The organism is Streptomyces humi (assembly GCF_001005085.2).
Classification (GTDB): Bacteria; Actinomycetota; Actinomycetes; order Streptomycetales; family Streptomycetaceae; genus Streptomyces; species Streptomyces humi.
Genome location: NZ_LBMU02000046.1, coordinates 14,018 through 38,368 on the forward strand (window position 1 = coordinate 14,018; position 24,351 = coordinate 38,368).

Here is a 24,351-nt window from a genome sequence, read left to right on the forward strand (position 1 = left end):
GAGGCCCGGACACCTGGGAACACCACGTAACCGAACCGGAACACCGGGCCTCTGTTTGTGTCCCAGAGTTCATCTCCGAAGTGCTGCACAGGCGTTGTCTACGCGCGTATCTTGGCCCGCGTCGTACGCCCGGGCGGGCCCGGTGCGCTCACGTACCCAGCCACGCCGTCCGCATGAAGGAGACCCCTCCGTGTCGCACCTCTCATCCGAGGCCGCCGAGCCGCGTCCGCAGCGCTCCAGACGCAAGCGCGCCCTGCCCTACGGCATCGCCGGTGCCGTCGTACTCGCCACGGCCGGTCTGAGCATCAACGCCATGGCCGCCTCGCACGAGGCCCTGATCGCCGAGGTCTACGGAGGCGGTGGCAACTCGGGCGCCACCTACACCAACGACTTCGTCGAACTGGCCAACGCGGGCAGCGGCTCGGTCGACCTGAGCGGCTACAGCGTGCAGTACCTGCCGGGCGCGCCGACCTCCTCCTCCAAGTGGCAGTCCACCCCGCTCACCGGTTCGCTGGCCGGCGGCGGCCGCTACCTGGTCCAGGAGGCCGCGGGAACCGGCGGCACCAAGGCGCTGCCGACGCCCGACGCCACCGGCTCCATCAACATGTCGGGCACCAACGGCACCATCGCGCTGGTCACCGGCAGCGACCCGCTGACCTGCCTGACCGCCGCCGACTGCCAGGCCGACTCACGGGTCAAGGACCTGGTCGGCTTCGGCACCGCCGTCGTGCACGAGGGCAACGGCGCGGCGGCCGGCGCGAGCAACACGGCCTCCGTGTCGCGTGCGGCCTCCCTCGCCGACACCGACGACAACGCCGCGGACTTCACCGCGGGCGACCCGTCCCCGCAGAACACCGGGGACACCGGCGGCGGCACCACCCCGACCGACCCGCCGAGTTCGCCGCCGCCCACCACCCCGCCGGCCACCCCGGCGAAGATCCACGACATCCAGGGCGACAGCCGCCTCTCGCCGCTCAACGGCAAGACCGTCTCCGGTGTCACCGGCATCGTCACCGGCGTCCGCGCGTACGGCTCCTCGCAGGGTTTCTGGGTCCAGGACCCGAACCCCGACGCGGACCCGCGCACCAGCGAGGGCATCTTCGTCTTCACGGGTTCGACCACGCCCACCGTCAAGACCGGCGACAGCGTCTCCCTCGACGCCACGGTCCAGGAGTACTACCCGGGCGGCCAGGACACCGGCATACAGTCGGTCACCGAGCTGACCAAGGCCACGGTGACCGTCGTGTCCGGCGGCAACGCCGTACCGGCCCCGGTCGTCCTCGACGAGCGTTCGGTGCCGGAGCAGTTCGCCCCGCAGGCAGGCGGCGCGAGCATCGAGAACCTGCCGCTGCGTCCCGACGAGTACGCACTCGACACCTACGAGTCGCTGGAGGGCATGAACGTCCGCATCGGCGGCAGCCGGGTGGTCGGCGCGACGGACCCGTACTCGGAGATGTGGGTGACGGTCCGGCCGGACCAGAACCCCACCAAGCGGGGCGGCACCCTGTACAAGGGCTACGACGAGCCCAACTCGGGCCGCCTCATGGTCCAGTCGCTGATCCCGACCGCCCAGCAGGCGTTCCCGGTGGCGAACGTGGGCGACACGCTGGCCGGCACCACCGAGGGACCGCTGGACTACAACCAGTTCGCCGGCACCTATGCGATCGAGGCCCGTGCCATCGGCACCGTCCGCACCGGCGACCTCAAGCCCGAGGTGACGGCGAAGCAGAGCACCTCGCAGGTGAGCGTCGCCACGTACAACGTGGAGAACCTGGCGCCCGGGAACGCGCAGTCGAAGTTCGACGCGCTCGCCAAGGGCCTGGTGACGAACCTCCGTTCGCCCGACATCGTGGCGCTGGAGGAGATCCAGGACAACAGCGGCGCCACCGACGACGGTACGGTGGCCGCCGACAAGACGCTGGGCAAGCTGGTCGACGCGATCGTGGCGGCCGGCGGCCCGCGCTACGAGTGGCGAGGGATCGACCCCGTCAACGACAAGGACGGCGGCCAGCCGGGCGGCAACATCCGCCAGGTGTTCCTGTTCAACCCCGACCGGGTGCAGTTCACCGACCGTCCGGGCGGCGACTCCGCCACGGCCGTCGGCGTGACCGGCACGGGCGCCGACACGCACCTGACCGCGTCACCGGGCCGCATCGCGCCGACGGACGACGCGTGGACGTCCTCCCGCAAGCCCCTGGCCGGTGAGTTCACCTTCCGCGGCAAGACGCTCTTCGTCATCGCCGACCACTTCAACAGCAAGGGCGGCGACCAGGCGATCGACAGCCGCTTCCAGCCGCCCGCGCGCAGTTCCGAGGCGCAGCGCAACCGGCAGGCCCTGGTGGAGCGGGAGTTCGTCGAGTCGCTGGAGAAGGCGGACCCGAAGGCCGGCCTGGTCGTCCTCGGCGACCTGAACGACTACCAGTTCTCGCCCGCCGTCACCTCGCTCACGGCGAACGGCAGGATCCTCACCGACCTGGTGAACACCCTGCCGGTCAAGGAGCGGTACTCGTACGTCTACGAGGGCAACTCGCAGGTCCTGGACCACATCCTGGTCAGCCCGGCCCTGAAGCACGGTGCCGACTACGACGTGGTGCACATCAACAGCGAGTTCGCCGCGCAGACCAGCGACCACGACCCGCAGATCGTGCGCGTGAAGCCGTAACGACGCACCGGCCCGGCCGTGCGGAACCCGGCCGCCCAGCAGGGGCGGCCGGGTGGCGTGCTCCCCGGCGCCCGCCCGGTGACGCCGGTGCGCCCTTGCCCCGGGTCGTCGGGCGATGTACGCCAGATGTGTGTTCGCCCCCCCGCCCGTCAGGGCGCCGGCCGGGTAGGGCAGCATCTGCTCAGCCGTCGCCTGACCTTGAGGGGCTGTCATGCCGTCCACCCGTCGTGCCGTTTCGATCGTGATGCTGTCGTGCCTGCTGGTCGCAGGCTGCAAGGGCGCTTCGCTCGGGGGCGCGGCCCCGTCCCCGGGCGGGAGCGGGTCCGCCGGAGCGTCGGGTGCGGTGGGCGGTACGGACCGGACGATCGCCGTGGGGGCCGGCCCGCAGAAGAAGTACGCGGTACAGCAGCAGCCGGCCGCCGGTTCGTGCCACTACCGGTACGAGAAGGGCGAGCCGTTGGAGGACCCGACGTGCACGCCGGGCGCGACCTCCCCGGCGGTCACCCAGTCGAACCTGGCGTCGACGATCTGCCGCAAGGGCGGCTACACCTCGGGGGTACGCCCCTCCGCCTACGTGACGGGCAAGGAGAAGAAGCTGAACGCGGCGTCCTACGGTTTCACGGGGAGCATGCGGGACGCCGAGTACGACCACCTGATCAGCCTGCAACTCGGCGGCGACCCCAACGACTACCGCAACCTGTGGGTGGAGCCGGCCGACCCGGGCCACAGGAAGGGCTCCGGGGTGAACAACCGCAAGGACCCGGTGGAGACGAAGCTGCACACCGCGGTCTGCTCCGGCAAGGTCACCCTCGCCGCCGCACAGCGCGCGATAGTCACCGACTGGACCACCGCCCTCAGCCGTCTCGGCCTCGGCTGAGCGGAGGGAGACCGCGGCGCCCCGGCGGCGGTCTCACAGCGGCTTGCGCCACACGGAGACGTGCTTCGGGGAGTCCTGGGTGAACGGCGTCCCGTCCCAGTCCGCGACGCGGCGCTCCAGCTCCAGCCCGGCGATCCGTGCCATCAGGTCGAGTTCGGCCGGCCAGGCGTACCGGTGCCGGGAGTCGCCTCGCCGGTAGTGGCCGTCGGCACCGTCGCGGGTGAAGTGGTGCGAGACCAGAACCTGCTCGACGAGGTCGAAGGTGTCGAAGCCGAGATGCCGTTCGGAGACGTCGAAGGGCACCGCCACCTGTCCGGGCGGCAGGAACCGCAGCGGTGGCACGCCCAGCTCGATGACGAATCGGCCGCCGGGCCCCAGATGACGTGCGGCGTTACGGAAGCACTCGACCTGCTCGTCCTGCGTGAGCAGGTTCGAGATGGTGTTGTAGACGAGATAGACCAGGCTGAACCCACCGGCGACCACGGTGGTGGCCATGTCCCCGATGACCACCGGGAGTGTGCTCTCGTCGGCCTTGCCCCGCAGCACCGCCGTCATGTGCTCGGACAGTTCGATGCCCACCACCGGCACGCCGCGCTCCCGGAGCGGGACGCCCACCCGGCCGGTCCCGATGGCGAACTCCAGTGCCCGGCCGTCCCCGGCGAGCTCGGCGAGGAAGGCGACGGTCGGCCCGAGGACGGCGGCCGAGGACATCTCGGTCTCCTCGGCGTCGTAGCGGTCGGCCTCGGCCCTGGTCCACAGCTCACTGGTCGTCACGGGCGGCCACTCTGCCGGGCGACGCCGGGTGCTGTCGAAGGGTTTACGGCCGCGTGCCGGCCAGGCGCCCCGCCCGGCGATCTCCAGGGCCTGGACCGTGCCGGGGCGTCCGCGCAGCCCGTAGGCCTCGGTGAGGACGGCCTTCGCGTTGGTGTGGTGGCGGCCGAACGGGGCAGCTTCCGCGGGTTGGACGTGGGGCAGGCACGGGTCGTGCGGCCGTTCTCGACGAGGAGGCTGACCGCGGCCCGGCCGCCGGCTGATCACCACGCCTCCCGGACCGCGCGCCGCGAACGACTCCGGCCCCTCCGCGGGGCGCGGAGGGGCCGGACTGTCGTAGCGGGGGCGGGATTTGAACCACGCGACCTCTGGGTTATGAGCCCAGCGAGCTACCGAGCTGCTCCACCCCGCGTCGGTTCCACCACCGTACGGCATCCGCGCGGCGACGGCTGATGTTTTTCGCCGACGGGCCGCGCCGGCCGTCGCTCAGCCGTGCTTCGGCGGTGTCTGCCCCGCGGTGGGACGTGGTCAGGGCGGTGAGTCCGCTGGGGGCCGGTGCGTGCCGGAGCGGAGGGCGACCGCGTGCCGGAGTGCGTGCCGACAGGCCTGGACGGCCGGGTGCCGGCTGCGGCCGCGGCGTACCACGGTGAAGATGCGGCGGGTGCGCTGGCCGCGGGGGAGCTGGTGCAGGGTGACGGCCGGGGGCCGGCCGTTCCGGGCGAGGCCGGGCAGGAAGGCCGCCGCGTGGTTCTCCTCGACGAGGCGCTGGTGGAGCAGGAGGTCGGTGGTCTCGAACCGTACGTCGGGTTCGAAGCCGACGTTGCGGCACAGCGTCATGGCCCAGTGCCGGGCGGCCGTGCCCTCGGGTTCCATCACCCAGGGGTGGTCGGCGAGCGACCGCAGCACCGCCGTCGGGCCGTCCGCGTCGGCCGTGCCGGCCGGTTCCGGCACGGCGAGATGCAGGGGATCGTCGAGCAGGTCCTCCTGTTCGAGTCCGGCCGGCCGCGGGTTGGGGTTGCCGGGGTATTCCTCGGCGAGCACGAGGTCGAAGTCGCGTGCCTGGAGGGCCGGCAGGGCCTTCTCGGGTTCCATGTGCGTGACGTGGACGCGGAGGAGGGGGTGCCGGTCGCGCAGCAGGCCGAGCGCGCTCGGGACGAGCGCCAGGGCGGCGGTCTGGAACGAGGCGACGCGCAGGGTGCCGGTCAGGTCGGTGAGGGAGGCGGCGATCTCCGCCTGCGCGCGCTCCAGGCGTTCGAGGACCGCTTCGGTGTGGGCGACGAGGATCTCGGCCTGCGCGGTCAGCCGCACCCGCCGGCCGACCGGTTCGAGGAGCTGGACGCCGACCTCGGCCTCCAGCTGGGACAGCTGTTGGGAGACGGAGGAGGGGGCGTACGACAGGGCGGCGGCGACGGCCGCCAGGGTGCCGCGGTGCTTGAGTTCGCGCAGCAGGCGCAGCCGGTGCAGATCGAACATGGGCGGCCCGCTCTCCTCGCCCTCGCGGACGAAGGCCTCTGAATGGTCGGTTTTTCCCACGAGTATAGGTCGAAAAGATTCGCTGGACCGATCGTGGGCGGGTCCCGGACCCTGATGACGTGTTCGACGACGACTTCTCCCACCGCACGCCGCCGTGGTTCGCGCGCCCCGATGCCCGTGCCTGGCGCTGTGCCCCCGCACCGGGGAAGGTGCGGTCCTTCCACGCCTCCCTGCCCGACTACGCGCCCACCCCGCTGATCGAACTTCCGTCTGTGGCAGCGAGGTTCGGAGTCGGCCGGCTCTTCGTCAAGGACGAGTCGTGCCGTCTCGGGCTGCCCGCGTTCAAGATGCTGGGGGCGTCCTGGGCGGTCCACCGCACGCTTGCCGAGCGGGCGTCGGACGGTGGTGACGACGGCCGGATCACTCTGGTGACCGCCACCGACGGCAACCACGGCCGCGCGGTGGCGCGCGTGGCGCACCGCCTCGGGCTGGACGCCCATGTCTTCGTCCCGCAGGGCGTGCATCCGCAGGCCGTGGCGGCCATCGTCGCCGAGCAGGCGAAGGTGACCGAGGTCCCAGGGCCGTACGACGAGGCCGTCCGCCTGGCGGCGGCCACGGCTGCCGCACCGGACGCGGTCCTGATCCAGGACACCGCCTGGCCCGGCTATGAACGGATCCCGGCCTGGATCGTCGAGGGCTATTCCACGCTGTGCGCCGAGGTCGACGAGCAACTGGCGGCCGCTGGGGCCGGCGAAGGCCCCGACCTGGTCTCCATACCCGTGGGGGTGGGGTCGTTGGCCCAGGCCGTGGTGACGCACTACCGCAGCCGCCCCTCCGGGCAGGCCCCCGCCCTGCTGTCGGTGGAGCCGGAGGCCGCGCCCTGCGTCCTGGAGAGCCTCGCTCTCGGCGCGCCCGTCACCGTCGCCACGCGGGAGACCTCCATGGCGGGCCTGAACTGCGGGACCCCGTCCAGCATCGCCTGGCCGCACCTGCGCGGCGGACTGGACGCCGCGGTCGCCGTCGCGGACACCGCCAGTGCCCGCGCGGCCCTGGACCTGGCCGCCGCCGGTGTCTCCTCGGGCCCCTGCGGCGCCGCGGCGCTCGCCGGTCTGCGCGCGGCGCTCACCGGCCGTGGGGCCGAGGCCCGCCGTACGGCCCTGGGGCTGGGGCCGGCCTCGGTCGTCGTACTGCTGAGCACCGAGGGCGCCGCCGCGAACCCGCACTCCACCACCGGACACTGACCACGGGCACCGGAAAGGACCCCACGTTGAGCCACCGTTTTCTCCAGACCCCACCGCCGCCCGGTCCGCCCGCTGCGCCTGGTCCTCCCAGCCCGCCCGGTCCTCCCAGCCCGCCCGGTCCTCCCAGCCCGCCCGGTCCTCCCGGTACGCCGTGTCCGACTCGTCCGGTCTGCGGGAAGCCGGCGGCGTGCTGACCCAGCTCGTGGCCGCGACCGGTGTCCTGGGGTTGCTGACCGTCGTGCCGGGCCCGGACATGGCGGTGGTGACCCGGCGTGCGCTCACGGCCGGTCCCGGGGACGCGCTGCGCACCGTGGGCGGCATCGCGACCGGCCTGCTGGTCTGGGGCGCGCTCACCGCGGCAGGCCTCGCGGGCGTACTCGCCGCCTCGCCCACGGCCTACCTGGCCGTCCGGCTCCTCGGCGCGGGATACCTGGTGTTCCTGGGCGCGCAGTCGCTGTGGCAGCATCGCCGTCCGGTGCCGGCCGGCCACGGGAACGCCCCGGGTCAGGACGCCGGTCCCGCTGCCGCCGTCGGCAGCCCGTGGCGCACCGGCCTGGTCAGCAACGTCCTCAACCCGAAGATCGCCGTCTTCTACACCGGCCTGCTGCCCACCCTGGCACCGCCCCGGCTGCCGGCCGTCTGGGCCATGACCCTCCTCGTCCTCCTCCACACCGTCCTCACCCTCGCCTGGCTGGGCGGCTACGCGCTCCTGCTGGCCAAAGCGGGCCCGGTCCTCCACAGACCGCGGATACAGCGTGCGCTCGGGCGGACCACGGGCGTCACCCTGATCGGCCTCGGCCTGGCGGTCGCCGCCGCTTCCGGCTGACCGGCACGCCGTGCGGAACCCGCCTCGGCCGGGATGCGAGGCGAAGCGGTCCAGGTCAGGCTGGTGCCGTGTCCGAGCACCGCGCCGTCGTCCACCCGCCCTCCGGGGCCGGGTGACCGGAGGTGGGGGCGAACTGAACGCGCGCAGGAACCGGCGGGACGGCGCCGGGGGTGACGTGGAGGCCGCCCTCGACGATCTGTACACCACGCCTCCGTCCGACTTCGTCGCCCGTCGGGAGAGGCTGGCCGCGGCCGCGAGGACGGACGGCCGTACGGAGGACGCCCGCCGGATCCACGCCGCCCGCCGCCCCACCCTCGCGGCCTGGGCGGCGAACCTCCTGTTGCGCTCCCGGCCGGAGGAGAGCCGGCAGTTCCTGGAACTGGGGCGGGAGCTGCGCGAGGCCTACCGAACCCTGGACGCCGATGGCCTCAGAGATCTCTCCGCACAGCGCCGCCGGATCGTGACCGCCCTGTCTCGGCAGGCCGCGCAACTCGCCCACGAGGCCGGGCACCGGCTCTCGGACCCGGTCCAGCAGGACCTCGAAGCGACCCTGCGCGCCGTGCTCGCCGACCCTGACGCGGCCGACGAGTGGGCGGGCGGCCGCCTGGCCAACGCCCTCACCCCGCCGTCGGACTTCCGTCCCGGCACGGCACCGCCCGCCGAGCGGCCGCCCGTCCGGAGCCGGCCGGCCCCTGCGACCGGGGCGCGGGCGGCGAAGGACGAACTCGCCGAGCGGCGCCGAGCCCGCCAGGAACGGCTCGCCCGCGCGCGGGAGGCCGCCGAGGCCGCCGAACGGCGCCTGGGCGAGGAACGCGCACGGCGGGCGGACGCCGACGCCGGGCTGCGGCGGGCGCGCGAGCGGACGGAGCAGGCCCGCGAGCGGACGGCCGCCGCCGAGGAGCATCTGCGCGAGACCCGGGAGGAGTACCGGCGGGCCGAGAAGGACCGGCGGGAAGCGGAGAGACACAGCCGGTCCGCCGCCGAGGTCCTCGCCCGGGCCGAGCAGGAGGCGCACGAGAGGGCGCGGCGCGTACGCCGCATGACAACGGACACCGAGTAGACCGTTTCAGCGGAGGGCGGGGCCCGTCCGGGCCGGGCCTCACGGTTTCCACCGGGCCGAGGTGGTCACAGGCGGACGATGATCAAGGCGATGTCGTCGTGGCCGCCGCCGCTGACGCCCATGCGGGACAGCAGGACGTCGGCCAGGTGGTCGGGGCCGAGCCGAGAGTTCTCGGTGAGGGTGGTGGTGAGGCGGTGCAGGCCGATGTCGATGTCCTCGCCGCGGCGTTCGATGAGCCCGTCGGTGTACAGGGCGAGGGTGTCGCCGCAGGAGTAGGGCACGGCGGCCTGGGGGCGCGGCACATGGTTCGGACGGGCTCCCAGAGGCGGGTCGGTGGCCTGGTCGAGCAGGATGAAGGTGCCGTCGGGGCGGGCCAGGACCGGTGGCGGGTGGCCGGCGCTGCTGTAGGTGATGTGCCGGCCGTGGGGGTCGACGACGGCCTTGACGGCGGTGGTCGCGCACGCGCCTTCCACCGACCGGGCGTACAGGCCCAGGGTCTCCATGGCGCTGGCGGGCTCGTGCAGGGTGCGGACCGCGGCGGACAGGGCGCTGCGGAGCATGCCCATGGCGGCGGCGGCCTCCAGGCCGTGGCCGACGACGTCGCCCACCGCGACGGCGAAACGGTCGTCGGGCAGGTCCACGACGTCGTACCAGTCGCCGCAGACGTTGAGTCCTTTGGCCGCGGGCAGGTAGCGCACCGCGATGTTCGGATGCCGGTCCAGGTCCGGGGACTGAAGCATCGCCTCTTGGAAGGTGACGGCGATCTTCCGTTCCCGGGCGTGTGCCTTGCGCAGCTGCTCGATCACGAGCTGGAGTTCCCGCGTGCGCGCGTAGAGTTCGGCCTCCATGGTCTCGCGTTCGCTCAGGGCCTGACCGGGCCGGGCACGGGTGCTGTGGGAGAGCACGAACTCGGTGACGTCCTCCACCCGGTGGATGATCCACGCGACCTGGTCGTCGGGCCCGAGCACCGGGGTGTTGATCGGGGACCACCAGCGTTCCTCGAACGCTCCGGGCCGGCCGGCCACCGGGATGTCGTACTTCTGCACCGCCATGGTGTCCGGCTGCTTCGCGAGCAGCACCCGGTGCAGGGAGGCGCTGAGGTTCTGCACCCCGTCGGCGTTCGGGTCCGCCGGGTTGTCCGGGAACGCGTCGAAGACGTACTGCCCGACGAGGTCGTCGCGGGTACGGCCGGTCGCCCGGCAGTACGCCGCGTTCACGTCGAGGATCACGAGGTCGGGGCCGAGTACCAGGTAAGGGCTGGGCGTGGCGGCGAACAGCGTGTGGTAGTCGATCGCTGATGTGGTCACAGGCGCTCACCCGATCCCCTTCCGGCGACCCCCTCTCCGGTTCCACTATGCGCCCGCAGCGGGACGGCGGCGGGTCCGACGCCGAAGCCGCGCCAGCTGCGTGTCTCCGCTCGGCCGGCCGCCGGTGTCCCGGCGGAGACCGCGGTCGACGCCACCCCCCGATATTGGGCGTTGTGTTGACGGCAGTTGAAAAAGTGCCCTACATTCGCAGCGCTCGTCCAGCTCGCGCACCCCCGGTCCCCCCTCGACTCGCGGAGCCGCCGTCATGTCCCGACCCCGTCTCACCACCCTCGCCGTCGCCTGTGCCACCGCCCTCGCGACCGCTCTGACCGGGCCCGCGGCCGGCGCCCGGGCCGCGGCCGGCGACCACTACTCCGGGACCCTGGCCGACGGCGCCACCTGGATCGCGGACACACCCGCGCGGTGGAACGGCAGCCTGCTGCTGTTCAGCCACGGCTTCGGACCGACCACCGCCGCCGACGCCCCGTCGGCAGCGGCACGCCAGGCCCTGCTGGACGCCGGCTACGCACTCGTCGGCTCCTCCTACGACCCGAACGGCTCGATGTGGGCGCTCGACTCGGCCGAGCGGGACCAGTTCGCGGCGCTCACCGCCTTCCGCCGGCAGGTCGGCACGCCGACCCGGGTGATATCGGTGGGCCAGTCCATGGGCGGCCTCGTCAACGCCCGGATCGCCCGCGACGGCGCGGGCCGCGTCGACGGCGCACTGGGCCTGTGCGGCCTGGTCGCGGGCGGCGTGGACCTGGACAACTACCAGCTGGACGCCGAGTACACCCTGGCCACGTTCTTCGACCCGGCCGACGCCGGTGAACTCGTGAACCTGGACAGCCAGGCCGACGGCGCGGCCCTGGCCGGCCGGCTCACCAAGGCCGTGGAAACGGCACAGCAGACCGCCGCCGGACGCGCCCGGATCGCCCTGGCCGCCGCCTACCTCAACCTGACCGACTGGGCTCCGGGGCAACAGCCGCCCGCACGCCACGACTTCGCGGGCCAGGAGGAGCAGCAGTACGCCTGGCTGGCCCAGGGCCTGCTCGGGTTCATCGTCCCGGCACGCTGGTCGGTGGAGCAGTCCGCCGGCGGCAACACCTCCTGGAACAAGGGCGTCGACTACGCCGGTCTGCTGCACAAGTCCAGCCACGCCAAGCAGGTCAAGGCGCTCTACCGGGACGCCGGGCTCGACCTGCGGACGGACCTGAACCGGCTCACCCGGGGAGCGGACATCTCGGCCGACCCGGCCGCGGTGGCCCATCTGAAGCGGACCTCCACGGCCGGCCAGTCACTGGCCGTACCGCTGCTCGACCTCCACACCACCGCCGACCAACTCGTCCCCGTCGAGCAGGAGTCGGCCTTCGCCGGGCGGGTCCGCCGGGCCGGCGACTCCGCGCTCCTTCGGCAGGCCTACGTGGCACGGCAGAGCCACTGCAACTTCACCACCGCGGAAGTGGTCGCCGGGCTGCACGCCGTGGAACACCGGCTGGACAGCGGGCATTGGGGCAACTCCGCCACCACCGCCGAACTCCAGCGCAGCGCGGAGCGACTGGACCTCGACGGCGCCGCCTTCACCGACTACCGGCCGAGCCGCCTGTCCGGCACCCGCTGATCCGGGCGGCGCGGTCCCGAAGCGCGATCCGGGAGGCGCGGTCCGGCACCCGCTGATCCGGGCGGCGCGGTCCGGAAGCGGGATCCGGAGGCGCGGTCCCGAAGCGGGATCCGGAGGCGCCGTCCCGGAGCGCGATCCGGGAGGTGGGATCCGGAGGCGCCTTCTTCCCGTCCTGCCCTCCGTCAGCCCATCTGGTCCTCGCGCGACAGGTGTTCCACGGTCCTGCCGGTCTCCGTGAACGTCCGGGTCACGTGCCCGGACGAGTACACCCACAGGATGCGCAGCGGCCGGTCTCCGACGTTGCGGAAGAGGTGGGGGACGGGGGAGGGGATGTAGGTGGTGTCGTACCGCTCCAGCCTCGTCACCTCGCCGTCCACCACCACCTCCGCCTCGCCGTCGAGGACCGTGACGTGCTCGTCGCAGTTGTGCGAGTGCAGGGGCGCGCCCGAGCCGACCGGATACACGCTCATGCCGCTCGTGATCCGGTTCTCCCCGCCCGCCGACGGTGTCGTGACGAGCGGCGTCGTCACGACGGAACCGCCCCGGTCGAGCAGGGGCACGGACGCGGCCTTGATGATCGTGGTCATCCGGGGGGTTCCTTTCGGATCGCGCGGCACTGCGGCGCCGCGGCGCACGATGTTAGGCCGCCTGGCGGCCGCTGACTGCCCCCTGGCGTGCAGCTTTACCTTGCACTCCGAGAGGGACGGTTTCGGCGGACCCGGCGGTACGGTCCCTGGCAGCGCACGGCTGCCGGAGCCGTGCCGACAGGGAAGAGGCAGGTGCCCGCGAGATGAGGCTCCCCGTACTGACCGATGAGGAAATGGACGCCAGGCAGCGGGAGTTGGCCGCGCGTATCGCCGGCCGCCGTGGCGCCGTGCGCGGTCCGTTCCGGGTCTGGCTGCACAGCCCGGAGATGTGCGAGCGGGCCGAGGCACTCGGCGCCTTCGCCCGCTTCGAATGCAGTCTGCCGAAGCACCTGCGCGAACTCGCCCTGCTGATGGCCGCGCGCAACTGGGACGCGCAGTACTCCTGGAACGCGCATGTGCAGCAGGCGATCGAGGCCGGGATCCCGGCGGCCGCCGTGCAGGCGATCGCGGAGAAGCGCGAGGCGGTGTTCGACGACGAACGGGACCAGGCCTTCTACCGGTTCTGCCGCGAGATCCTGGAGGAACACTTCGTCTCCGACGAGACCTTCGGCCGCGCGCTCGGCCACTTCGGGGCCAAGGGCCTGGTCGACACCATCGGAGCGCTGGGGAACTTCACCATGCTCGGCATGTGCCTGAACGCGTTCCAGGTGGATCTTCAGGCCGACAAGGTGCCGCCGTTCCCCGACATCCGCGGTCACGGGCGGGTGGTCCCCGGTTCCGACCCCCGTCCGTGACGCCTTCGACCTGGTCAGGAGCACGGTCGGGGGCAAACGTCAAGATATTGACAATATTGCCAACATTCCTTTGGATCACATGGATGCCGCACATCCGCCGTGGCGCCGAAACGTCCCGCGAGCCGCCGTCGGGACGGTGGCGCCGCCGGGGAGGAAAACATGGATCGCCTGCTCCTCATGCACAGCTTCGTCACCGTCGCGCAGACCGGCAGCTTCAACGGGGCCGCCAAGAAGCTGGGCTCCTCGGGCTCGCTGGTGTCGCGGCACGTCGCCGAACTGGAGCGCCAGGTGGGCGTGCGCCTGGTCCACCGGACCGCCCGCTCGGTGAGCCTGACCGAACCCGGGCAGCGGTACGCGGAGTTCGCCGCGCGGATCCTCGACGAGATCGAGGCCGAGGACGCCGGCATAGCGCAGCTGCACGACCGGGCCGAGGGCACGCTCAGCATCATCTGCCCCAAATGGATAGGAAGCCTGGACCTCGGTGACGCGATCGCCGCCTTTTCCGCCGAGCACCCGAAAATCCAGGTGCGTTTCGAACTCGGCGGTATGTCCGACCGCACCTACGACTTCCTGGACAGTGGGTTCGACATCGCGTTCCACACCCGTGATCTGCGCGATTCGAGCGTCCGCCTGAAGAAGGTGTCGTCGCTGCCGTTCGTGCTGTGCGCGGCGAAGGCGTACGTCGACCGGCACGGCCCCCTCGCCCATCCCAACGACCTCGCCGACCACGACTGCCTCGTGCACGTGAACGACCCGGTCTGGCGGATCGGCAGCGGCCACACCTCCACCCTGCACAAGATCCGCAACATCGCCTTCTCCTCGAACTCCTACATCGCCCTCCAGAAGGCGGCCGTGCACGGCCGCGGCCTCGCGCTGCTGCCGCAGCGCCCGGCCTACGACGACCTCGTCTCCGGCGCGCTCCAGGTGCTGCTGCCCGAACTGACGGTGCCCGACCGCCCGCTGTACGCGATCTACGGTCCCGGGCAGAAGACCCCGCGCAAGATCAGCGTCTTCCTGGACTTCCTCACCGAATGGTTCTCGCGCAACCCCATTCCCGCGATCGGGCACTGACGGATCCCGCGATCGGCCGGTAAGCGCAAGAAACGATTGCGCATTCCGTCGGAGCCCCTCCATTGAGGCCGCGGCCTGCGGATATCTACGCTCACAGGCGACCCGCGAAAAGAGGAAACCCATGGGAATCCAGAGGATCGAATCGGTCACCTACGGCATCGACGACCTCGACGAGAACGTCCGTTTCTTCGACGACTTCGGGCTCTTCCCGGTCGAGCGGACCGACGAGCACGCGGTCTTCGAGACGCTCACCGGGCAGACCCTTCACCTCGACACCTTCCCCGGCTCGCGGCTGCCGCCCCCGGTGGAGCCCGGCCCCACCCTCCGCGAGGTCGTGTGGGGCGTCGACACCCCGGACGAACTGGAGCGGCTGGTGGCCGCCGTGGCCGAGGACCGTGAGGTCCGCGAGAGCGCCGACGGCGTCCACCACACCGCCGACGAGACCGGCTTCGGCGTCGGCCTGACCCTGGCCCGCCCCAGGCCGGCCCCCGTCACCCCACGCCCCGCCAACGCGCCGGGCCACGTCGACCGCTGGAACACCCCCCTGGCGGCCGTCGGACGGGTCCGCCCGCTGCGCATGTGCCATGTCGCCCTGAACATCCCCAAACCCGGCAGGCAGCGGGCGGTCGCCTTCTACACCGGCCTCCTCGGCTTCCGGCCCACGGACGTGGTCGAGCCGATGGGCGTCTTCATGCGGGCCCCGGGCGACCAGGACCAGCACACCATGCTGCTCTGCCACCGTCCCGACAGGGCGGGCGTGAACCACGTCGCCTACGAGGTCCCCGGCTTCGACGACGTGATCGAGGGCGGCAACCACATGATCGACAAGGGCTGGCGGGAAGCGCGCAGGCTCGGCCGCCACACCATCGGCTCCAACGTCTTCCGCTTCCTGCACGCACCGTGCGGCGGCCGCGTCGAGTACGCCGCCGACATGGACCGGGTCGACGACAGCTACGAGACCCGCGTCCACGGGACGACCCCGCCGCACCACATCTGGGCCCTGCGCACCAACCGCGACCAGGACACCCCCGCCTGAGAGGCACGCCATCATGACCACCGACCACGGCAGTCCGGCCGTCCGTATGTACATAGCGGGTGAGTGGTGCCAGGGCGGCACCGGACGAACCGCCCCGATCGTGAACCCGGCCACCGAAGAGGTGATCGGACACGTACCGCTGGCCACCGCCGAAGACCTGGACCGGGCGCTCGAAGCCGCCGACGAGGGCTTCCGCAGCTGGCGCAACACCTCCGTCGCCCGCCGCACCCAGATCCTGCACACCGCCGCCGACCTGCTCACGGAGCGCGCCGCCGAGGTGGGCCGGATCATGACCCGGGAGCAGGGCAAGCCGCTGGCCGAGGCCACCGGAGAGGCCCGGCGGGTCGCCGACACCCTGCGCTGGCACATCGAGGACGCCCGGCGCGCGTACGGCCGTCTCATCCCGTCGGCACCCGGCACCGTGCTCTCCGTGCGCCGCGAACCGATCGGCCCCGTCGCCGCGTTCGTCCCGTGGAACTTCCCGGCCGGCGGCCCGATGCGGAAGATCTCCGCCGCTCTGACGGCGGGTTGCTCGATCGTCATCAAGGCCTCCGAGGAGACCCCGGCGACGGCGGCCGCCCTGGTGGCCTGCTTCGTGGACGCGGGGCTGCCGGCCGGTGTGCTGAACCTCGTGTTCGGCGAACCGGCCGAGGTCTCGGCCCACCTGATCGCCTCCCCGGTCACCCGGCTGATCGCCTTCACCGGCTCGGTGCCGGTCGGCAAGCTCCTGGCCGCCGAGGCCGGAAAGGTCATGAAGCCGTCGCTGATGGAGCTGGGCGGCCACGCCCCGGTGATCGTCTGCGCCGACGCCGACCCCGCCATGGCGGCGCGCCGCGCGGCGCAGGCGAAGTTCGTGAACGCCGGACAGGTGTGCACCTCACCGAGCCGGTTCCTGGTCCACGAGAGCCTGGTCGAGGACTTCACCGCCGCGTTCGTGACGGCCGCGGAGGCCGTGGTCGTGGGCGACGGGCTGGCCGCGGGCACCACCATGGGTCCGCTGGCCAACGAGCGCCGGCTCCGGGCGATGATCCGCCTGACCGCCGACGCCGTGGGCCGCGGCGCCAAGGTGCTCACCGGCGGTGAACGGCTCGACCGCCCCGGCTACTTCTTCGCGCCGACCGTCCTGACCGACGTACCGGCGGACGCGGACCTGATGTCCGAGGAGCCGTTCGGACCGATCGCGCCGATCGTGCCGTTCGCCGATCTCGACCAGGCACTGGAAACGGCGAACGGGCTGCCGTACGGCCTGGCCGCCTATGGCTTCACCAGGTCCTCCGCCACCGCCGAACGCCTCTCCGGCGAGCTGGAGGCCGGCATCCTGTCCATCAACCACTGCGGCGGCTCGGTCCACGAGGCCCCCTCCGGAGGCGTCAAGGAGAGCGGGTACGGCCGGGAGGGCGGCCCGGAGGCCCTGGACGCCTACCTGGTCACCAAACGCGTCTCCCAGCTGCTGGTGCCATGAGGTACGCACGTGTCTCGGTCGACGGCCGGGCGGTCTGGGGGCGGGTGGGGGAGGCGGACATCGAGCTGCTGTCGGCGTCCCCGATCGACGGCGACCCGGTCGTGACCGGTGCGGTGCCACGGTCGGCCGCCGTCTGGCTGCCACCCGTCGTGCCCTCCGTCTTCTACGCGGTCGGCATGAACTATCCCCGGCACATCGCGCACGCCGGTGCCGAGACCCCGGTCCGGCCCGAGGTGGGCTACCGGGCCAACAACGCGCTGACCGGGCACGGTTCGCCGATCGTCAGACCCGTCGCGGTCGAGGGCCGCTTCGAGGCCGAGCCGGAACTCGTCGCCGTCATCGGCCGGACGCTGCGGCACGCCACCTACGAGGAGGCGCGCGCGGCGGTGTTCGGCTGGACCATCGGCAACGACGTCAGCGCCCGCACCTGGCAGCACCAGGACCGCACCTTCTGGCGCAGCAAGAACAGCGACACGTTCAAGCCGATGGGCCCCTGGATCGAGACCGACGTCGACGCCCTCGCGCAGACGACCACCCTGCGGGTCAACGGCGCGGTGCGGGCCCGGTTCCCCACCGGAGACATGGTGTTCGACCCCTTCGACCACCTCGTCGAGATGACGAAGCACGTCACCGTCCACCCCGGTGACGTGCTGTGGATGGGCGCCGAGTCCGTCGGCCGGATCGAGCCCGGGGACACCGTGGACGTCGAGATCAGCGGAATCGGCGTGCTGTCCAACCCCGTACACCTGGAAGGGAACCACCCATGAGCGCGGAACCCCGCTACATCCACCACGTCAACTTCCCCACCACCGACCCCGACCGCACCGCCGAGTGGTACACCAAGGTCTTCGGGATGAAGCGGATCATGCCCAGGTCCAACACCCGCGTGGTGCTGATGACCCGGGGAAACTTCGACCTCCACTTCACGCCGGTCGAGGAGATGGAGCGCATGGCGCCCTACCACTTCGCCGTCGAGGTCGACGACTGGGACGAGTTCCTCGCCCACCTGAAGGAGCTGGGCATCCGGCACACCAGGCCGATCGAACGCCCCGAGAACCAGTCGAAGTTCTGCTACATCCACGACCCCGACCACACCATGATCGAGCTCGTCTTCCACGGCCGCCGCCCCAACTGAGCACGAACATAAGGGAGTTCATACCCATGCCCTTTGCCGATTCCGGCGGCACCGCCGTCTACTACGAGCGCCACGGCAGCGGTCCGGCGATCCTGTTCGTACACGGGAGCGGCGGCCATCACGCGGCCTGGTGGCAGCAGGTCGCGGCCCTGCGCGACCGGTTCACGGTGATCACCGTCGACCTGCGCGGGTTCGGGAGGTCGGACTCCTCCATGCCCGAGTTCGACGGCCAGGACTTCCCCGGTGACGTCGTCGCCGTACTCGACCGGGAGGACCTGACCGACGCGATGCTCGTCGGTCAGTCCATCGGGTCCGTCGCCGCCCTCCGCGCCGGCCTGACGCGCCCCGAGCGTGTCTCCCGCGTCGTCCTCGGCCACTCCCTCGGCGGCATCAGCCACCCCGAGCTCAGGGAGCTGGCCGCCGCCGACCGCGCCGAGGCCGTCAAGCTGCCCGTCATCGACCGCCTGCTGACCAGGGAGTTCCAGCACCGCCGCGCCGATCTCACGTTCCTGTTCCAGCAGATGGGCACCTTCAACGTCGCCAGGATGCAGGACCTGCGCAACCTCGACACCGACGGCCCCACCCTGGAGGACATCGCGGCCTCCGGCGTGCAGGTCGCCTTCCTGGCCGGTGAGCAGGACGCGGTGCTCAGCACGAAGACCGTGACCCGCGCCCACGAACTGCTGCCCGGCTCGCACCTGGAGATCGTCGAAGGCGCCCCGCACTCCATGTACTGGGAGACGCCCGACAGGTACAACGCGGCGATCGCCCGCCTGCGCACCACCCTCACCGCACCGAAGGAAGCCGTATGACCACTCTCACCCTGGACGCCGCCGAGGAGATCATCGACGCCGCCCACCAGCGCGCCCGGGCGATCGGCAAGGCGGTGAGCGTCGCGGTCGTGGACGCCGGCGGCTTCCCGGTGGCCGTCCGCCGAGCCGACGGCGCCCGCCCGCTCACCCCCGACATCGCCCGCGCCAAGGCCTACACCGCGGCCGTCATGCAGCGCCCCGGCAGGATGCTGAAGAAGTGGCAGGAGAGCCAGCCCGTCTTCTTCTCCCAGCTCTCCCAGCTCCCCGGCGCCGCGCTGCCGATCATGGCCACCGAGGGAAGCGTCACCATCAAGAAGGACGGCGAGATCATCGGCGGACTCGGCATCGCGGGCGGCACCGCGGACGAGGACCAGCTGATCGCCGACGAAGTACTCGAATCCCTCGGCTACGAGCTGGAGTTCGCCGCCTGGGGCGTCGCGGGCCGGCCCGCCGGGAACCCCGGAAAGGGTGAGTGACCCATGGCCGACACGTTCAACTACCGCATCGACCACCACGGCAGCCTGGTGCGTCCCCCGGGGCTGTCCACCGGGGACCCCGAGTCGGTGACGCGGGCGGTCACCGAAGGGGTCGCCTACCAGCGCAGGTTGCGCTCGACCGTCGTGACCGACGGCGACTTCCCCCGCGAGGACTTCCGGGGCGCGGTCCTCGACGGGGTGTCGGGCTTCCGCCGTACGGACCAGGTGGACTCCGCCGGCCTGGTGCGCTGGGTCGCCGAGTCCCTGCCGAAGGCCGACGGCCCGCTGCTCGCCGGCTGGCCCGCGCGGCTGGCCGACCTGACGGTCATCGCCCCCAAGGTTTCGCTGCCCTCCCCGGCGTACCTCGCGGCCACCACCTACCAGGAAGGCCTCGGGCCGGCCTCGGCCCGGGAACTGGGCGAGGCCCTGGCCCACGTCATCCGGGCCGGGATCGAACTGCTGGTCGCCGGAGGCGTACGCCTGATCCAGCTCAACAACCCGCTTCTGCTGGCCCAGTTGGACACCGACCCGGCCGACCCGGGAGCGCTGTCCTTCGACGACGCCCTGGCCGTCGACGCGCTGGCCGTACGCCTGGACCGGCGTCCCGAGGGCGTACGTCTCGGCATGGCCCCCGGCTGGACGGCCCCCGCCACCGTCGACCGGGCACGGGCCGGGAGACTCTACGACGAGATCGGCGCCGACCGCTGGATCCTCCCCTTCCACCAGGGCACCCCGGCCGAACTGGCACTGGTCGAGGCGCTGCCGCAGGACCGCGACTTCTGCCTGGGGGTGGTGGACGCCACCACCCCCGAGCTCGAGGACATCGACGCGGTACTGACCCGGGTGGACGCGGTGAGCGAGGTCAAGGACCTGGAGGACGGCGCCGTGTCCCCGTCCCGGGGCTTCGCGGACGTCGCGGCGCGGCCGCTGCTCTCCGCCGAGGACCAGCACAGGAAGCTCGTCCTGGTGGAGACGATCGCCCGCTACTGCTGGGGCAACGAGTTCTAGGCCAGCGTTTCGGCGAACGTCACCGTGCGCTCCACGAGCAAGGGCCGGACCACTCCCACGATGACCTCCTGGAAGTGCTCGGCCGCCTGGTGCGCCTCGAAGCCGGCCTGATCCGCGTACTGCTCGTACAGCAGGAACCCGCCGGGCTCTCCCACCACGGCATGCACCTCGTACATCAGGTTGGCGGGCTCCGCCCGCGTACTCACCCGCGCCTTCAGCAGCGCGTCCCGCACCGTCGCCGCGTCGGCGGGTGCGCACCGGTAGTGGGCGACCACCGTGTAGGCCATCTGTCCCTCCTCATAACTGGTCCGACCAGCAGATTCCAGCACGGATCAACCGCCCGCCCACCCGCCCACGGCGCAACCAATGCCTGCCGCCACGGGCCTGGCGGCGGCGCCCCCGGATGGTGTGTCGTCGCCTCCGGCCCGCACGATCCGCTCCGCGGACGAACAAGGAAGTGATCTCCATGCGTACCCTCGAAACCCTCTCCGGCGGCGAGTGGGTCGCGACCGGCGAGTGGATCGACGTCCAGAACCCCGCCGACGTCCGCACCCCGGTCGCCCGTGTCCCCGCCCTCGCCGCCAAGGACGTCACCCGGGCCTACGACCACGCCGAGCGCGGCTTCGCCGGCTGGAAGCGCACCAGCCCCTTCGAACGGGCCCGCGTCCTCACCGAAGCGGCCCGGCTGATCCGGGCGCGGGCCGAGGAGATCGCCGCCGACGTCACCGCCGAGAACGGCAAGACCCTGGCCGAGGCGACCGGCGAGACGCTGAAGGCCGCCGACTTCCTGGAGTACTACGCCGGTCTGGCCCGCCGGGGTTACGGCACCCTCCTGCACGACGTACGCCCGAACCACCGTACGCACACCCAGCGCGAGCCCATCGGCGTGATCCTGGTGATCAGCCCGTGGAACGACCCGCTGATCACCCCGGCCCGCAAGCTGGCCCCGCTGCTCGCCGCAGGCAACGCGGCCGTCTTCAAACCGGCCACCGAGACCCCGTTGTCCGGTCTGCACTTCGCGCGCGCCCTGCACGACGCGGGACTGCCCGCGGGCGTTCTCAACGTCGTCACCGGCCGTACGGCGCAGATCGAGGGTGCCCTGCTCGACGACCCCCGCGTCGTCGGCGTCACGTTCACCGGCTCCAACGCCGTCGGCAACCGCATCCGCCGCCGCCTCGCCGACCGCAACGTCCGCTTCCAGGGCGAGCTCGGCGGCAAGAACGCCTCGGTGGTCCTCGGGGACGCCGATCTGCCGGCCGCCGCCCGGGCCGTCGCCGCCGCCTCCTTCGGCCAGGCCGGGCAGCGTTGCACTGCCACCAGCCGCGTCGTCGTCGCACAGCCGGTGTACGACGAGTTCACCCGGCTCCTGGTCGGCGAGGTCGAGGCGTTGACGACCGGTCCTGGCAGCGACCCCGCGACCACCCTCTGCCCGCTGTCGAGCCCCAGGCAGCGCGACTCGGTCCTCGCCGACCTGAACCGGGCCGTCGAGCAGGGCGCCACCGTCCTCACGGGCGGCGCCGCCGACACCCGCGGCGACCGGGCGCACGGCTGCTTCGTGCAACCCACCGTGCTGGCCGGCGTCACCCCCGAGACGGCGATCTGGCGCGAGGAGGTCTTCGGTCCCGTCCTCGTCGTCCGGGCGGTCGCCGGCTTCGCCGAGGCCGTCGACGCGGTCAACGACTCCGACTTCGGCCTCGCCGCCGCCGTCTTCACCCGCGACCTGGCGAACGCGTACCGCTTCGCCGACGAGGCCGAGTGCGGCCAGGTCGCCGTCAACACCACGACCACCGGCTGGGACGTCCACCTGCCCTTCGGTGGCTTCCATGACTCCGGCACGGCCTACAAGGAACAGGGCGACGAGGTGCTCCGCTTCTCCACCCGCGTCAAGACGGTGGCGATCAACATCGGCGCCCCGGAGCGGACCCGTGGCTGACGAGACGATCGGCATCGTCGGCGCCGGCATCGTGGGCCTGGCCACCGGCCGGGAGGTCGCCCTGCGGCGCCCCGGCACCCGGGTCGTGGTCCTGGAGAAGGAACACGAGGTGGCCGTCCACCAGACCGGGCACAACTCCGGTGTCGTGCACGCCGGCATCTACTACGCACCCGGCAGTCTCAAGGCCGCGCTGTGCGTCCGGGGCGTGGCCCTGCTCCGCGACTACTGCCGCGAACGCGGGGTGCCTTACCACGAGATCGGCAAGCTGGTGACGGCCGTGCGACCGGACGAACTCGGCCGGATGGCGAACCTCTACGAGAGGGCCCGCAACAACCACGTGCCCGATCTCCGCAAGGTCGCCCAGGAGGAGATCAAGGAGATCGAGCCGAACGCCGGGGGTATCGCGGCGCTGCACTCGCCGCGCACCGCGATCACCGACTACCCGGCGGTCGCGGGGGAGTTCGCCAAGGACATCGAGGCCTCGGGCGGCGAGATCAGACTCGGTTTCCCGGTCACCTCGATCACCGGCGTCCCGAACGGCATCGAGGTCGGCTCGGCCCGGGACCGGGTCCGTGTCGACCGGCTGATCCTCTGCGCCGGCCTGCACTCGGACACCGTGGCGAAGCTGGCCGGCGACGGACGGGAACCGAGGATCATCCCGTTCCGGGGCGAGTACATGCTGCTCAGACCGGACCGGGCGCATCTCGTACGAGGTCTCGTGTACCCGGTGCCCGATCCGCGCTACCCCTTCCTGGGCGTGCACTTCACCCCACGCGTGGACGGTTCCGTGGAGGTCGGCCCGAACGCCGTCCTCGCCCTGGCCCGGGAGGGCTACCGGCTCACCAGGATCTCGCCCCGGGATCTGCTGGGCCTCGCCGGCTACCCGGGCGCCTGGCGGATGGCCGCACAGCACTGGCGTACCGGCATCAAGGAGTACCGCGGCTCGCTGTCCGCGACGGCCTTCATGAAGGACGCCGGGCTGTACGTGCCCGGTGTCGGCGTCAAGGACGTCGTACGCGGCGGAGCGGGCGTCCGCGCCCAGGCGCTGGACCGCGACGGAACGCTCGTGGACGACTTCCGCATCCACCGCGACGGCCGGGTCACCGCCGTCCGCAACGCGCCCTCGCCCGCCGCCACGGCCTCCATGGCGATCGCCGAGCACATCGTCGACGCCGTGTTCAACGGCACCTGACGTGCTGTCGAAACACCAGCTCACACGGCACTTCCGTGCAACAAGTGGTTGCACTCCCAGAGCCTGCGCAACACCCGGCGTGCCGCCTAGCGTGGCCCGCACACCACCCCACCGTCCCCGCTGCGGAAAGAGTTGAGACATGTTCGTCGTCGACACCCAGATCCACATCTGGAAGGAAGAGACCCCGGACCGCCCCTGGGTCCCCGGCGCCCGTGAGCGCATCCGCCTCAACGGACACCGTGAGGACCCCTTCTCCTACGAGGAGGCCCTGGAGCTGATGGACGAGGCCGGCGTGAACCGGGCGCTGATCCTGCCTCCGTCCTGGGAGGGCGACCGCATCGACTACGCCCTGGAGGCGTGCGAGGCGCACCCCGACCGCTTCGGGATCATGGCCCGCATCCCGCAGAACAAGCCCGAGGAGGGCACGGCGATGCTCCGGGAGTTCGCGCGGAACCCGCACGTCAAGGGCACGCGTCTGACCTTCCACCGGCCGCAGGACCGCAACTGGATGATCGACGGCACCAACGACTGGTACTGGCCGATCGCCGAGGAACTGGGCATCCCGACGATGGTCCACGCACCGATCTGGAAGCGGGAACTCGGCGAGATCGCCGCCAAGCACCCCCAACTGAAGATCATCATCGACCACATGGGCATCATGGCCCGCTGCGTGGACGACGCGATCGGCTACTGGGTACAGGAGACCGCGGACCTCGCCGTCCACCCGAACATCTACGTCAAGGTCTCCGCGCTGCCCGGCTACTCGACCCAGCCCTTCCCGAACAACAACATCCAGAAGTACGTGCGCGAGATGGTCGACAAGATGGGCCCGCAGCGCTGCTTCTACGGCACCGACATCACCCGGCTGCTCGGCCACGGCATCACCTACACCGACACCATCGAGCAGTTCACCAAGCACTGGGACTTCACCCCCGAGGAACTCGAATGGATCATGGGCCGCGGGATCTCCGAGGTCCTGAACTGGCCCATCGAAGGCTGAGGAAACATCG

General features: G+C 71.9%; 23 protein-coding genes and 1 tRNA gene. 18 read left to right on the plus strand and 6 right to left on the minus strand.

What is annotated here, in order from left to right:
- Positions 1-253: 253 nt before the first annotated feature.
- Positions 254-2,662, plus strand: coding sequence for an endonuclease/exonuclease/phosphatase family protein (locus tag AAW13_RS21380; protein ID WP_420855482.1), 2,409 nt, complete (start codon positions 254-256; stop codon positions 2,660-2,662).
- A gap of 211 nt (positions 2,663-2,873) precedes the next feature.
- Complete coding sequence (locus tag AAW13_RS21385) at positions 2,874-3,539, plus strand: hypothetical protein (protein WP_046728797.1); 666 nt, start codon at positions 2,874-2,876, stop codon at positions 3,537-3,539.
- Positions 3,540-3,572: 33 nt separating this feature from the next.
- On the opposite strand, the gene AAW13_RS21390 is transcribed toward AAW13_RS21385, so the two are convergent.
- From AAW13_RS21390 to AAW13_RS21400, 3 genes are all read right to left on the minus strand, one after another.
- Positions 3,573-4,313: a class I SAM-dependent DNA methyltransferase gene (locus AAW13_RS21390; RefSeq protein ID WP_046728936.1), complete on the minus strand. Its 741-nt coding sequence runs from the start codon at positions 4,311-4,313 to the stop codon at positions 3,573-3,575.
- A gap of 334 nt (positions 4,314-4,647) precedes the next feature.
- Positions 4,648-4,722: transfer RNA gene (locus AAW13_RS21395), tRNA-Met, on the minus strand.
- 116 nt (positions 4,723-4,838) lie between these two features.
- On the minus strand, positions 4,839-5,783 hold the full coding sequence (locus AAW13_RS21400) for a LysR family transcriptional regulator (protein WP_046728796.1): 945 nt from the start codon (positions 5,781-5,783) through the stop codon (positions 4,839-4,841).
- 119 nt (positions 5,784-5,902) lie between these two features.
- On the opposite strand from AAW13_RS21400, the gene AAW13_RS21405 reads away from it, so the two are divergent.
- The 3 genes from AAW13_RS21405 (at position 5,903) to AAW13_RS21415 (ending at position 8,910) form a co-directional block, all read left to right on the plus strand.
- Positions 5,903-7,024 (plus strand): diaminopropionate ammonia-lyase, encoded by a 1,122-nt coding sequence (locus AAW13_RS21405; protein ID WP_046728795.1) that lies wholly within the window; start codon positions 5,903-5,905, stop codon positions 7,022-7,024.
- A 187-nt stretch (positions 7,025-7,211) separates the two neighbouring features.
- On the plus strand, positions 7,212-7,850 hold the full coding sequence (locus AAW13_RS21410) for a LysE family translocator (protein WP_046728935.1): 639 nt from the start codon (positions 7,212-7,214) through the stop codon (positions 7,848-7,850).
- A gap of 133 nt (positions 7,851-7,983) precedes the next feature.
- A complete protein-coding gene (locus AAW13_RS21415) occupies positions 7,984-8,910 on the plus strand; it encodes a hypothetical protein (protein ID WP_046728934.1) in 927 nt (308 codons plus the stop codon).
- 65 nt (positions 8,911-8,975) lie between these two features.
- On the opposite strand, the gene AAW13_RS21420 is transcribed toward AAW13_RS21415, so the two are convergent.
- A complete protein-coding gene (locus AAW13_RS21420; protein WP_046728794.1) occupies positions 8,976-10,217 on the minus strand; it encodes a SpoIIE family protein phosphatase in 1,242 nt (413 codons plus the stop codon).
- A gap of 265 nt (positions 10,218-10,482) precedes the next feature.
- Between AAW13_RS21420 and AAW13_RS21425 the strand changes: the two genes are divergently transcribed.
- A complete protein-coding gene (locus AAW13_RS21425) occupies positions 10,483-11,835 on the plus strand; it encodes an alpha/beta fold hydrolase (RefSeq protein ID WP_046728793.1) in 1,353 nt (450 codons plus the stop codon).
- A 182-nt stretch (positions 11,836-12,017) separates the two neighbouring features.
- On the opposite strand, the gene AAW13_RS21430 is transcribed toward AAW13_RS21425, so the two are convergent.
- Positions 12,018-12,422 carry a cupin domain-containing protein gene (locus AAW13_RS21430; protein ID WP_046728792.1) on the minus strand — a complete coding sequence of 135 codons (405 nt, stop codon included), beginning with the start codon at positions 12,420-12,422 and terminating at the stop codon, positions 12,018-12,020.
- Positions 12,423-12,655: 233 nt separating this feature from the next.
- Between AAW13_RS21430 and AAW13_RS21435 the strand changes: the two genes are divergently transcribed.
- From AAW13_RS21435 to AAW13_RS21475, 9 genes are all read left to right on the plus strand, one after another.
- A complete protein-coding gene (locus AAW13_RS21435) occupies positions 12,656-13,216 on the plus strand; it encodes a carboxymuconolactone decarboxylase family protein (protein ID WP_079178895.1) in 561 nt (186 codons plus the stop codon).
- Positions 13,217-13,375: 159 nt separating this feature from the next.
- The gene (locus AAW13_RS21440; RefSeq protein WP_046728790.1) at positions 13,376-14,287 is read left to right on the plus strand and encodes a LysR family transcriptional regulator; all 912 of its coding nucleotides are present in this window, start codon (positions 13,376-13,378) and stop codon (positions 14,285-14,287) included.
- A 121-nt stretch (positions 14,288-14,408) separates the two neighbouring features.
- Complete coding sequence (locus tag AAW13_RS21445; protein ID WP_046728789.1) at positions 14,409-15,323, plus strand: VOC family protein; 915 nt, start codon at positions 14,409-14,411, stop codon at positions 15,321-15,323.
- 13 nt (positions 15,324-15,336) lie between these two features.
- The gene (locus AAW13_RS21450) at positions 15,337-16,785 is read left to right on the plus strand and encodes an NAD-dependent succinate-semialdehyde dehydrogenase (RefSeq protein ID WP_046728788.1); all 1,449 of its coding nucleotides are present in this window, start codon (positions 15,337-15,339) and stop codon (positions 16,783-16,785) included.
- The gene (locus AAW13_RS21455) at positions 16,782-17,552 is read left to right on the plus strand and encodes a fumarylacetoacetate hydrolase family protein (RefSeq protein WP_046728787.1); all 771 of its coding nucleotides are present in this window, start codon (positions 16,782-16,784) and stop codon (positions 17,550-17,552) included. The genes AAW13_RS21450 and AAW13_RS21455 overlap by 4 nt, the downstream gene beginning before the upstream one ends.
- Positions 17,549-17,920, plus strand: a complete 372-nt coding sequence (locus AAW13_RS21460) for a VOC family protein (RefSeq protein ID WP_046728786.1) — start codon at positions 17,549-17,551, stop codon at positions 17,918-17,920. The genes AAW13_RS21455 and AAW13_RS21460 overlap by 4 nt, the downstream gene beginning before the upstream one ends.
- Before the next feature lie 26 nt (positions 17,921-17,946).
- Positions 17,947-18,732, plus strand: coding sequence for an alpha/beta fold hydrolase (locus AAW13_RS21465; RefSeq protein ID WP_046728785.1), 786 nt, complete (start codon positions 17,947-17,949; stop codon positions 18,730-18,732).
- Positions 18,729-19,208, plus strand: coding sequence for a GlcG/HbpS family heme-binding protein (locus AAW13_RS21470; protein WP_046728784.1), 480 nt, complete (start codon positions 18,729-18,731; stop codon positions 19,206-19,208). The genes AAW13_RS21465 and AAW13_RS21470 overlap by 4 nt, the downstream gene beginning before the upstream one ends.
- A gap of 3 nt (positions 19,209-19,211) precedes the next feature.
- On the plus strand, positions 19,212-20,216 hold the full coding sequence (locus tag AAW13_RS21475; protein ID WP_046728783.1) for a uroporphyrinogen decarboxylase/cobalamine-independent methonine synthase family protein: 1,005 nt from the start codon (positions 19,212-19,214) through the stop codon (positions 20,214-20,216).
- Here the strand turns inward: AAW13_RS21475 and AAW13_RS21480 are convergent.
- On the minus strand, positions 20,213-20,503 hold the full coding sequence (locus AAW13_RS21480; RefSeq protein ID WP_046728782.1) for a putative quinol monooxygenase: 291 nt from the start codon (positions 20,501-20,503) through the stop codon (positions 20,213-20,215). The two genes, AAW13_RS21475 and AAW13_RS21480, sit on opposite strands and share 4 nt — an antisense overlap.
- 179 nt (positions 20,504-20,682) lie before the next feature.
- On the opposite strand from AAW13_RS21480, the gene AAW13_RS21485 reads away from it, so the two are divergent.
- From AAW13_RS21485 to AAW13_RS21495, 3 genes are all read left to right on the plus strand, one after another.
- The gene (locus AAW13_RS21485; protein WP_206306261.1) at positions 20,683-22,149 is read left to right on the plus strand and encodes an aldehyde dehydrogenase family protein; all 1,467 of its coding nucleotides are present in this window, start codon (positions 20,683-20,685) and stop codon (positions 22,147-22,149) included.
- Positions 22,142-23,341, plus strand: coding sequence for an L-2-hydroxyglutarate oxidase (lhgO, locus tag AAW13_RS21490; RefSeq protein ID WP_046727292.1), 1,200 nt, complete (start codon positions 22,142-22,144; stop codon positions 23,339-23,341). Before AAW13_RS21485 ends, lhgO begins: the two co-directional genes overlap by 8 nt.
- Positions 23,342-23,480: 139 nt before the next feature.
- A complete protein-coding gene (locus AAW13_RS21495) occupies positions 23,481-24,341 on the plus strand; it encodes an amidohydrolase family protein (RefSeq protein WP_046727291.1) in 861 nt (286 codons plus the stop codon).
- Positions 24,342-24,351 lie beyond the last annotated feature (10 nt).